General features: G+C 73.6%; 7 protein-coding genes. 6 read left to right on the top strand and 1 reads right to left on the bottom strand.

The window, feature by feature from the left end:
• Window positions 1-129: 129 nt before the first annotated feature.
• The 6 genes from ACFWYS_RS46140 to ACFWYS_RS46115 all read left to right on the top strand — a co-directional run bounded on the left by ACFWYS_RS46140 (window position 130) and on the right by ACFWYS_RS46115 (window position 8,738).
• Window positions 130-2,202: a DEAD/DEAH box helicase gene (locus ACFWYS_RS46140; RefSeq protein ID WP_384782999.1), complete on the top strand. Its 2,073-nt coding sequence runs from the start codon at window positions 130-132 to the stop codon at window positions 2,200-2,202.
• Window positions 2,203-2,309: 107 nt separating this feature from the next.
• A complete protein-coding gene (locus ACFWYS_RS46135) occupies window positions 2,310-4,649 on the top strand; it encodes an SWIM zinc finger family protein (protein WP_384783005.1) in 2,340 nt (779 codons plus the stop codon).
• A gap of 122 nt (window positions 4,650-4,771) precedes the next feature.
• The gene (locus ACFWYS_RS46130) at window positions 4,772-5,752 is read left to right on the top strand and encodes a hypothetical protein (protein WP_384782996.1); all 981 of its coding nucleotides are present in this window, start codon (window positions 4,772-4,774) and stop codon (window positions 5,750-5,752) included.
• 116 nt (window positions 5,753-5,868) lie between these two features.
• The gene (gene pcaC / locus ACFWYS_RS46125) at window positions 5,869-7,170 is read left to right on the top strand and encodes a 4-carboxymuconolactone decarboxylase (RefSeq protein ID WP_384782993.1); all 1,302 of its coding nucleotides are present in this window, start codon (window positions 5,869-5,871) and stop codon (window positions 7,168-7,170) included.
• A 70-nt stretch (window positions 7,171-7,240) separates the two neighbouring features.
• A complete protein-coding gene (locus ACFWYS_RS46120) occupies window positions 7,241-7,876 on the top strand; it encodes an MBL fold metallo-hydrolase (protein ID WP_384782990.1) in 636 nt (211 codons plus the stop codon).
• Between the two features lie 82 nt (window positions 7,877-7,958).
• A complete protein-coding gene (locus tag ACFWYS_RS46115; RefSeq protein ID WP_384782987.1) occupies window positions 7,959-8,738 on the top strand; it encodes an exodeoxyribonuclease III in 780 nt (259 codons plus the stop codon).
• An 81-nt stretch (window positions 8,739-8,819) separates the two neighbouring features.
• On the opposite strand, the gene ACFWYS_RS46110 is transcribed toward ACFWYS_RS46115, so the two are convergent.
• Window positions 8,820-10,532: an SGNH/GDSL hydrolase family protein gene (locus tag ACFWYS_RS46110; RefSeq protein WP_384783002.1), complete on the bottom strand. Its 1,713-nt coding sequence runs from the start codon at window positions 10,530-10,532 to the stop codon at window positions 8,820-8,822.
• Between the last annotated feature and the right edge of the window lie 250 nt (window positions 10,533-10,782).

Genomic DNA, 10,782 nt, shown 5'->3' with positions numbered 1-10,782 from the left:
GGCGCGGGCGCGCCGCCGCGCGCGTGGGCGGGGGGGGCGCGCCCCCCCCCCCCCCCCCCCGGGCGGGCCCCCCCCCCCCCCCCCCCCCGCCCGGGGGCCCCCCCCCGCGCCGGCGCGGCCATCGTCCAGGTGCACAGCCTCGCCGACCCCACCCTGATGGCCGACGCGGCGGCCCTGTGGTCCGGGGAGGCGGACGCGGCGTTCGGGCCACGCGCGCGGGTGGACGCGGCGCTGGCGGTGCGGCGCGCGGCGCGGGTGTGGGCGCCGCTGGACCGGCTGTCCGAGCAGGACGTGCCCGACGTGCTGGCCCTGTCCGACGAGGAGTTGGGCGACCTGCTCGGCGTGGCGGCGACCCGGCTCGCGGCGGCCGGGGTGGCGGTGCACTGGCCCCGGGACCTGGCTCAGGACCTCAGCGCGGCCGCGATCGTACGGCCCGCGCCGGGCTCGGCGACCGACGGCACCGGGTTCTTCGAGGGCGAGGAACTGCTCCAGTTCCGCTGGCAGTTGGCGATCGGCGGCGACCCGCTCACCGAGGGCGAGATGGACGCGCTCGCCGAGGCCCACCGCCCGGTCGTCCGGCTGCGGGACAGCTGGGTCCTGGTCGACCCGGCCCTCGTCCGCAAGGCCCGCAAGCGCGAACTGGGCCTGCTCGACCCGGTCGACGCGCTCTCCGTGGCCCTCACCGGCAGCGCGGAGGTCGACGGCGAGACGGTCGAGGCGGTACCGGTCGGCGCGCTGGCGGCGCTGCGCGACCGTCTGACGACGGGGGTACGGCCGGCCGAGCCGCCGCCGGGCCTGCGGGCCACCCTGCGCGACTACCAACTCCGGGGCCTGGCCTGGCTGGACCTCATGACGTCCCTGGGCCTCGGCGGCTGCCTGGCCGACGACATGGGGCTCGGCAAGACGATCACGGTCATCGCACTCCACCTCAAGCGCGCCCGGCCGGCCCCGACCCTGGTGGTCTGCCCGGCGTCCCTGCTGGGCAACTGGCAGCGGGAGATCACCCGTTTCGCGCCGGGCGTCCCCGTCCGCCGCTTCCACGGCCCGGACCGCACCCTGGAGGAGGCGGACGGCGGCTTCGTCCTCACGACGTACGGCACGATGCGGTCGGCAGCATCGGCACTGGCCCAGCACCCCTGGGGCATGGTCGTCGCCGACGAGGCCCAGCACGTCAAGAACCCGTACTCGGCGACCGCGAAGGCGCTGCGCACGATCCCGACGCCCGCGCGCGTGGCGCTGACCGGCACCCCGGTCGAGAACAACCTCTCCGAGCTCTGGGCCCTCCTCGACTGGACGACACCGGGCCTGCTGGGCCCCCTGAAGTCCTTCCGCGCTCGGCACGCGCGCGCGGTGGAGAACGGCGAGGACGAGGAGGCGGTGAGCCGGCTGGCCCGCCTGGTCCGGCCCTTCCTCCTGCGCCGCAAGAAGTCCGACCCCGGGATCGTCCCGGAGCTGCCGCCCAAGACGGAGACGGACCACCCGGTACCGCTCACCCGCGAACAGGCGGCGCTCTACGAGGCGGTGGTGCGCGAGTCGCTGTACGCCATCGAGACGGCGCAGGGCATGGCACGCAGGGGCCTGGTCCTGAAGCTCCTCACCTCCCTGAAGCAGATCTGCGACCACCCGGCGCTGTACCTGAAGGAGGAGACGGCGGCGACCGAGCGACTGGCCGTCCGCTCGGGCAAGTTGACGCTGCTGGACGAACTGCTGGACACCGTGCTGGCCGAGGACGGCTCGGCGCTGGTCTTCACGCAGTATGTGGGGATGGCCCGCCTGATCGCCTCCCACCTCGCCGTCCGGGCGGTCCCGGTGGAACTGCTCCATGGCGGCACCCCGGTCCCGGACCGCGAGCGCATGGTGGACCGCTTCCAGAGCGGCACGACGCCGGTCCTGGTCCTGTCCCTGAAGGCGGCGGGCACCGGCCTGAACCTGACCCGCGCCGGTCATGTCGTCCACTTCGACCGCTGGTGGAACCCGGCCGTGGAGGAACAGGCCACCGACCGCGCCTACCGCATCGGCCAGACCCAGCCCGTCCAGGTCCACCGCCTCATCACCGAGGGCACGGTCGAGGACCGCATCGCGGAGATGCTGGAGTCCAAGCGGGCCCTGGCCGACGCGATCCTCGGCTCCGGCGAGTCGGCCCTCACCGAACTGACGGACCGTGAGCTGTCCGACCTGGTGTCGCTGCGGAGGGAGTCATGACGGGGCCGGGGTCGGGGTTCTGGCCGGGGTCGGGGGAGCAGAGGAGTGCGGCGGGTGAGGAGACGGACGTGACCGCCGACGAGCACGACACGGACCTCACACCGACGGTGAACGAGCCGAGCCGCCATGAGGAGCCCGAGCCCCGCCCGGCAGACGCGGCCCGCCGGGCGTTGCGGGCTGCTCGGGAACGGCGGGAGGTACCCGACGGGCGGGACTCGGCGGCAGTGGTACCCGACGGGCGCGATTCGCCGTCGGGGGTGTGCGACGGGCGGGGCTCGGCCTCGGCGGTGCCCGACGGGCGGGACTCGGCGTCGGCGGTGTCGGAGGGGCTGAGCTCGGCGTCATCAGGGTCAGAGGGGTCGATTCCGGCGGCAGGAGACTCGGAGGGGCCGGGGCCGGCGGCGGCAGCATCCCCTTCGGCGACCTCGGAGGGGCGGGACTCGATACAGGGAGCTTCTGCGGGCGAGGAGTTGGCGACGGGTGGGCGCAACCGCCCGGGCGCCCGTCCCGGTGATGCGGCCCGCGCGGCGCTGCGGCGTGCGGCGTCCCCCGCCGCAGACGTGAGCACGGACCGGCCCGGTGCGGAGGCGGAGTCCGCCCCTGAGGCGCCCGAACCCGAGCCCGCCCGGCGAGAGGCACGCCCCGCCGACGCTGCCCGTGAGGCACTGCGTGCCGCCCTGGGGGAGCGGCGGCGGGCCCAGGAGGAGGAAGCCGGCCGGGGCTCCGAGAGCACCCGACGGCCACGCCGACCCGCACCGGCCGAGTCCGGGAACCGACGCACGCAGGCAGACTCCGGGAGCCCGCGCGAGCAGGCCGACTCCGGGAGCCGAGCCGCGTCGGCCGATTCCCGGAGCCGACGAGCCCTGGCCGACCGTGCCGACAGCCTGCGGGTGCGTGATGTACGGGGGTTGATCGCCGGGGCCTTCCGGATGCCCTCGGACTCGCCTCACGAGGATGACTCGGAATGGTCCTCCTCGGAGACGCCTGGCTCGGAGACGGAGACGGAGACGGAGACGGAGATCACCGCATCTCTGCCGCCCACCGACCCCGGCTCGCCCAAGGGAGAACCCACCACAGCGCCGCCCTCGGCACGACCCGGCAGCGATCTCTCACCCACCCCCACCCCCGCCGCTCCCGCCACCTCCGCCGCTCCCGCCATCCCCCAGGTCCCCCAATCCATGGCGTCCCCCGGCCGGGACGGTGAACTCCGCCGTACCTTCCCTGCCTTCGCCCCTCGCCCCTCCGACGGCGACGCCAGGTTCGCCGAGACCTGGTGGGGCAACGCCTGGGTGGACGCACTGGAAGAGGGCGCCCTCGATCCCAAGCGGCTGGCGCGTGGGCGGGGTTACGCGCAGGAGGGGCACGTCGATGCCATCACCGTGACGCCGGGACTTGTGCTGGCGTATGTGCGAGGCAGCCGGCCGCGGCCGTACCGCGTACAGGTGCGGCTGCGGACGCTCGGCGACGACGACTGGGCCCGGTTCCTGGACGCCGCGGCCGACCGGCCGGGACACATCGCCGCGCTGCTCGACAAGGAGTTGCCCCAGTCCCTCGCCGACTGCGGTGTCCGCCTGCTGCCCGGCCCCGGCGACCTCGACCCGCAGTGCAGCTGCCCCGACCGCGGCCATCCCTGCAAGCACGGCGCCGCGCTCTGCTACCAGACCGCACGCCTGCTGGACGCCGACCCGTTCGTTCTGCTCCTGCTGCGCGGCCGAGGCGAACGCGGGCTGCTGGACGCCCTCTCCCGCCGCAACGCCGCCCGAGCCGCCCGTGCCGCGCAGGCGCAGGGAGCGGCGCCCCTCCCGGGCGTACGGGCCACCGAGGCCCTCGCGCCGCAGCGCGGACTCCCGCCCCTCCCGGCGCCGTTGCCGGTGCCCGCCCACCCCGAGCAGCCGCCGGTCTACCCGGCGGCACCGGGCGGCCCCGACCCCTTCGCGCTGGACCAGCTGGCAACCGACGCCGCCGCCCGCGCCCACGCCCTGCTCGGGACCGGCCGGGACCCGGTCGCCGAACTGACCCTGTGGCAGGACGCGGTACGGCTCGCCGCCGCCCGTCCCGGTTCCGGGCTCACCGCCTCCACCCGCGCCTTGTACGCCTCCCTCGCCTCCGCCGCCGGCCGCACCACGGCCGATCTGGCCCGTGCCGTCGCCGCCTGGCGGCAGGGCGGCCTGGAGGGTTTGGCCGTCCTCGAAGAACCGTGGGACCCGCCGGCCGGCCGCTTCGACCGAGCCCGCCCCCTCCTCCTCGCCGCCGACCTCCCCGCCTTCCGTCCCTGGCACAACCACCTCACCCACCCCCGCGGCCATGTCCAGCTCCGCCTCGGCCGCGACGGCCTCTGGTACCCGTACGAGTCGGAGCCGGGCCACGACGACTGGTGGCCCCGGGGCACCCCCGACCTCGATCCGGTCGGCGCCCTGACCGGCCTCGGCGCCTCACCGGAAGACTGACCGCATCGGTCGCTGCGGCCCGCCACGAAGGAGGCCGCCGCTGTCGCCCCGTGAGCAACTACACTGCCGCGAAGTCGCCACGCGACATAGCAACTGGCCGGAAATGAACGGTGGGAGAGGCCATGGCAACGGGGGGCTGGGGTCCTGGACCCGGGACGGGACAACCTGGCGGCAACGGGCCGGGCGGCCAGGGCTGGGGCACTCCACCCGGTCCGCCGGCCAACAATCCCTACGGGCCTCCGCCCGCGGGCGGCCCCTACGGTCCGCCCGCGCCGAACCCGTACCCGAACCAGAATCCGTACCCCTATGGCCCGCCGGCCCCGGCTCCCGCGCCGCGACGCCGCAGCCGCCTTTGGTACCTCTCGGTCTTCTTCCTCGCCGGCGCCGTCCTGCGCTCCGCGCATCGCGTCGCCACGCGGCTCTTCGTGCAGGAGGGCGACGGCCGGATCGAGGACCGCACCGTGGACCGGGTCCAGGTTGCCCGCACGGTGCTCGGCATCGTCGCCACCCTCGCGCTGGTCCTCGTCTACGGCGTGGAGGCGGACCGTTGGGAGGATGCGGGAACGGGCGGCGTCGCCAACCTGATCATCACCCCGGTCCTGCTGATCCTCACCGGACCGCTGGTCATTCTCGGGTTCATCCTTTACGCGCCTGCGCACGCGCGACCGCAGCTGCGCTCCCGGCTCCACGCCCCGCTCAAGGCGGTCGCCTGGTACGTGCTGACGGTTGTTGTCATCGCGGGCGTCCTCTACGTGGCGGCCCAGAGCGCACTCGACGACCGGCGGGACTGGTTCGGGTATGCGATCGCCCTCGCGTCGTTGGTCGTGATCGTGTGGGGGTTTCCCTTCTTCTTCATGGCGTCGCTGTACTCGGCCCGCAGCGCCTTCAACACCGCCCACGTCCACCCGATGCTGCCACCCGTGATCACCGGAGTGCTGGTGTGGGTGCTCGCGGTCTTCAATCTGATCGACAGCGGTATGCCGAAGGGCCCGCCCGTCTTCCAGTTCTGCTCCCTGTTGGGCGGGCCGCTGTCGGTGACCGTCGTCTCGCTGTGGGAGCTGCACCGGATGCGCACCCGGTTCGGGGTCACGCTGCGGGGCTGACGAGACCCGCATCCCGTGAAGGCCGTGTGAGAGTTCCCCGCTGATCTGCGGGAGCCAGGTGTGGGGACGTGGGGTCCCCGGCGCCGGTGTTCGGATCCGGACGTTAGCGTGGAGCGGTGAGTGAGACGAAGACCCCTGCCCTCCAGTACCGCTTCGACGGCCCGGAAGACGCCCCCGTCCTCATCCTGGGCCCGTCGCTCGGGACGACGTGGCACATGTGGGACCGCCAGGTCCCCGAGCTGGCCCAGCAGTGGCGTGTCTTCCGGTTCGACCTGCCGGGGCACGGCGGCGCGCCCGCGTACCCGGCCGGCTCGGTCGGCGAACTCGCCGAGCGGCTGCTGGCCACCCTCGACCGCCTCGGCGTCCAGCGCTTCGGCTACGCGGGCTGCGCGCTCGGCGGCGCCCTCGGCATCGAGCTCGCCCTGCGCCACCCCGAGCGCATCGCCTCGCTCGCCCTGATCGCCGCCTCGCCCCGTTTCGGCACGGCCGACGAGTTCCGGCAGCGCGGGGTGATAGTGCGCACCAACGGCCTCGACCCCATCGCCCGTACCTCGCCGGACCGCTGGTTCACCTCCGGGTTCGCCGCCGCCCAGCCCGCCATCACCGAGTGGGCCGTGCAGATGGTGCGCACCACCGACCCCGGCTGCTACATAGCCGCCTGCGAGGCGCTCGCCTCCTTCGACGTACGGCCCCAGCTGGGCGGCGTCACCGTGCCCACCCTCGTCCTCGTCGGCTCCGACGACCAGGTCACCGGCCCCGCCGAGGCCCGCACCCTGGTCGCCGGGATACCGGACGCCCGTCTCGCCGTCGTGCCCGGCGCCTCCCACCTGGTCCCGGTCGAGCAGCCCGCCGCCGTCACCGATCTGCTGGTCCGGCACTTCTCCACCGCCTGGCAGCCCGCCTACGACACCAACACCGGCCAGATGGCCATCGTCGCCGCCCCGCCCAAGCCGGTTCTGGCCGCGGCGCCCCCGCAGCCCGCGCCCGTCGCCGAGATAGCCCCGGCCGCCATACCGGCGCAGACGACGACGGGACGGCCGGACAAGTACGAGTCCGGCCTCAAGGTCCGCCGCGAGGTCCTCGGCGACGCACACGTCGACCGGGCGCTGGCGCAGGCGGACGAGTTCTCGGGGGACTTCCAGGAGTTCATCACCCGGTACGCCTGGGGCGAGATCTGGGACAGACCCGGCCTCGACCGGCGCTCCCGCAGCTGTGTCACCCTCACCGCCCTGGTCGCGGGCGGCCACATGGACGAACTCGCCTTCCACGTCCGCGCCGCCCTGCGCAACGGCCTCACCCCGGGCGAGATCAAGGAAGTACTGCTCCAGGCCGCCGTCTACTGCGGCGTACCGGCGGCGAACAGCGCGTTCAAGGTCGCCCAGCAGGTCATAAGGGAGGAGACGACTCCCACGGAGTGATCGTCAGCCAGGTGTCGACGGCACCACCCTGAGCCGCCCATCGACCCGTCGGCGGAGGCAGGATGGTGTCATGAAGCTCACGAAGAAGTCGCACGCCTGCATCCGGCTGGAGAAGGACGGGCAGACGCTCGTCCTCGACCCCGGGGTGTTCAGCGAGGACGACGCCGCTCTCGGCGCGGATGCGATCCTCGTCACTCATGAGCATCCCGACCACTTCGACGAGTCGCGGCTGAGGGCCGCCATGGAGGCCAACCCGGCCGCCCGGATCTGGACCCTCGCCTCCGTCGCGGAGCAGATCTCGGCGGCCTTCCCGGGCCGGGTGCACACCGTCGGCCACGGCGACACCTTCACCGCCGCCGGCTTCGACATCCAGGTCCACGGCGAACTGCACGCCGTCATCCACCCGGACATCCCGCGCATCACCAACGTCGGCTATCTCGTCGACGGCGGCCGGGTGTTCCACCCCGGCGACGCCCTCACCGTGCCCGACCATGCGGTGGAGACGCTGATGCTGCCGGTCATGGCCCCCTGGAACAAGATCTCGGAGGTCATCGACTACGTCCGCGAGGTCAAGCCGCAGCGCGCCTACGACATCCACGACGCTCTGCTCACCGACCTGGCCCGGCCGATCTACGACCGCCAGATCGGCGGCCTGGGCGGCTCGGAGCACCTGCGGCTGACGCCGGGGGACTCGGCGGAACTGTGAGGCGCGGTTGTGAGGCGCAGGTGTGAGCGGCCCCACCCAGGGCGGGACCGGATTGTCGTACCCGCCCGGTAGGTTGTGAGGCATGCGCATCGCGACCTGGAACGTGAACTCGATCACCGCCCGCCTGCCGAGGCTCCTGGCCTGGCTGGAGAGCAGCGGCACCGACGTGCTGTGCCTCCAGGAGGCCAAGGTCGCCGAGGACCAGTTCCCGTTCGACCCGCTGCGCGACCTCGGCTACGAGGCGGCGGTCAACGCCACCGGGCGGTGGAACGGCGTGGCGGTGCTCTCCCGCGTAGGCCTCAAGGACGTCGTCAAGGGCCTGCCCGGCGACCCCGGCTACGACGGCGTCGAGGAGCCCCGGGCCATCTCCGCGACCTGCGGCCCGATCCGGGTCTGGTCGGTGTACGTACCGAACGGCCGCGAGGTGGACCACCCCCACTACGCCTACAAGCTCCAGTGGTTCGAGGCCCTCAGGGCGGCCGTCGCGGGCGACGCGGGCGGCAGCCGGCCATTCGCGGTGCTCGGCGACTACAACGTGGCGCCGAGCGACGACGACGTCTACGACCTGGCCGCCTTCGAGGGCCTCACCCACGTCACCCCCGCCGAGCGGGCCGCCCTGACCGCCCTGCGCGAGTCCGGCCTGTCCGACGTGGTCCCGCGCCCCCTCAAGTACGACCACCCGTACACCTACTGGGACTACCGCCAGCTCTGCTTCCCCAAGAACCGCGGCATGCGCATCGACCTGGTCTACGGCAACGAGCCGTTCGCCAAGGCCGTCACCGACTCCTACGTGGACCGCGAGGAGCGCAAGGGCAAGGGCGCGTCGGACCACGCACCGGTGGTCGTGGACCTGGACGTCTGACCACCTGACCACCTGACCACCTGACCACTTGGCCAGCCCGGCCAGCCGGCCGGCCGGGCTCAGGTCGTCACCGGACCGGCGTCACCGGACCAACGCCCGCAGATCCACCGACTCGGCCAGCGCGGCGAGCCCCGTGTCGCCCGGATGCAGATGGTCCCCGCTGTCGAACGCGGGGAGCATCCGGGACGGCCGTGCCGGGTCCCGGATCACGGCGTCGAAGTCGAGCACGCCGTCGAAGACCTTCGACGTACGGATCCAGGCGTTGATCTCGACCCGTTCGGCATCGACGGCCGGTGTGCACCGCGCCTCCCCCTCACAGGGCAGGATCGTCGCCGCCAGCATCCGCAGCCCGCGGGCGTGCCCCCGGTCGGCGATCCCACGCAGCCCCGCGACGACCTGCTCGGCCGTGGTCTGCCACCGCACATCGTTGATGCCCTCGAACACCACCGTCGTACGCACCGACGTCTGAGCCAGAACATCCCGGTCGAACCGGTACAGGGCACTCACCCCGGCCGTGTCCGTCGACACCCCGTCCCCGGGATAGCGGTCGAGGACCACACGGTTGCCCGAGATCCCCTGGTTGAGCACCCCGTAGTGCGGGACGACACTCTGGTCCAGCAGTCGTGTGGCCAGCACATTGGGCCACCGCCGGTTGGCGTCCGTCGTGGACTTGTCGCCGTCGGTGATCGAGTCCCCGAGCAGCACCACGGACCCCGGCCCACCGCCCACGTCGACACCCGTCAGCAGCGGCCAGCTGGTCAGGAGCGTGCCGTACGGCGCCCCGGAGCCGTCCGCCGTGTGGTCGCCCGGCCCGCTCACATACGACCGCTGCTGCGCGAGCCGGTGCACGGGTGCCGCCGGCACGGTCCGCGGCAGATGGAAGCTGACCAGCAGATTGGTGTCGGCGGGCACCACGAAGTCGAGCGGATCGCTGTACGCCTGCGCGCCCGCCGGGATCTCGACGCCCGCCGCACCCCGGAAGGCCACCGCGACCGGCTTGCCGCGCGCCGCCGCGCCCGCCTCCTGCACCGCCACCGTGGCGCTGCCGATCCGCACCGGCCCGGCCGCGAAGGTGTTGTCGAACCGCAGCCGCACCCGCGGCCCGCCCGCCGAGGTGTGCACCACCAGCCGCAGCGTCCGGTCGGTCCACGGCCCCACGGTCGGATAGCCGCCGGTCGCGGTCGCCCAACTCCCCGTCCAGCCACGGGCCGCTGCCCGCACCGCCGCCGCGAACACATGCAGCCCGGGCGCGCGAGGCAACCGTACCGAGGCGACCTCGCGCCCCCCGGCCAGCGGCACGGTCATGACGTACAGCCGTGCCCGCTCGGCGAGTTGGCCGCCCGGGGTGTTGATGTGCGGCAGGGCCACCGCCTTGGTGGCGAGCGGGCCGGTGCGCCAGTCGGGTGCGGTGAGGACGTACGTGGAGCGGGTGCCGTTCCGGTACACGACCGTTCCCCGCCCGCCGGCCGCTCTGCCGCCCGTGCCCGCCACCAGGAAGGCGAGCGCGTCGCCCTGCCCGCGCAGGCGCACGGACTGGCCGTCGGCCAGGACGTTGTCCGGTTCGCCCGGCTGCCGCTTCGGCCAGGTCAGCCGGGCGCCCTGCACGGTGAGTGTGCGGCCGGGGGTCCAGCCCGCGGCCGCGAGGTCCTGCGCGGAGAGGGAACCGCCCGAGCCGTCGAAGTCGGCCTTGCCCGGCCGGGCGTCGTCGCTCACCGCGGTGTTGTCGAAGAGCTGCTCCAGTGGGAGCGGCTCGGCTCTCGCGCCGGGGGCGGCGTGTGCCGAGCCGGCCGGCATCAGAGTGGCGAACAAGGCGAGGACAACGGTGGAACCCCACACACATCGGCGCACGGCCGACTCCTCTCGTTCACGCAGCGCACGACCGTTCACGACGAGACGAAAGACGCATCGCGAAGGTAGAGAGGCAGCTGGGGCACGTCAACGAGCCATGCCCTAAGAACCCCTAACGGAATGCTCTACGCGGACTTGAGAGCTAACTCAGGGGACGTGAACGAACGCGGTTGCTACTGTCCGGACGTGACCCTGA

The sequence above is a fragment of the Streptomyces sp. NPDC059010 genome, from assembly GCF_042740355.1.
Classification (GTDB): Bacteria; Actinomycetota; Actinomycetes; order Streptomycetales; family Streptomycetaceae; genus Streptomyces.
Note: the sequence above shows the minus strand (reverse complement) of the source record. Positions and strands in the feature narration are given on the sequence as shown.

What these genes read in the sequence shown, in the direction of transcription:
- ACFWYS_RS46120 (WP_384782990.1), top strand. Translation starts at nt 7,241, where the DNA reads ATGAAGCTCACGAAGAAGTCGCACGCCTGCATCCGGCTGGAGAAGGAC.
- ACFWYS_RS46130 (WP_384782996.1), top strand. Translation starts at nt 4,772, where the DNA reads ATGGCAACGGGGGGCTGGGGTCCTGGACCCGGGACGGGACAACCTGGC.
- ACFWYS_RS46115 (WP_384782987.1), top strand. Translation starts at nt 7,959, where the DNA reads ATGCGCATCGCGACCTGGAACGTGAACTCGATCACCGCCCGCCTGCCG.
- ACFWYS_RS46110 (WP_384783002.1), bottom strand. Translation starts at nt 10,532, where the DNA reads ATGCCGGCCGGCTCGGCACACGCCGCCCCCGGCGCGAGAGCCGAGCCG.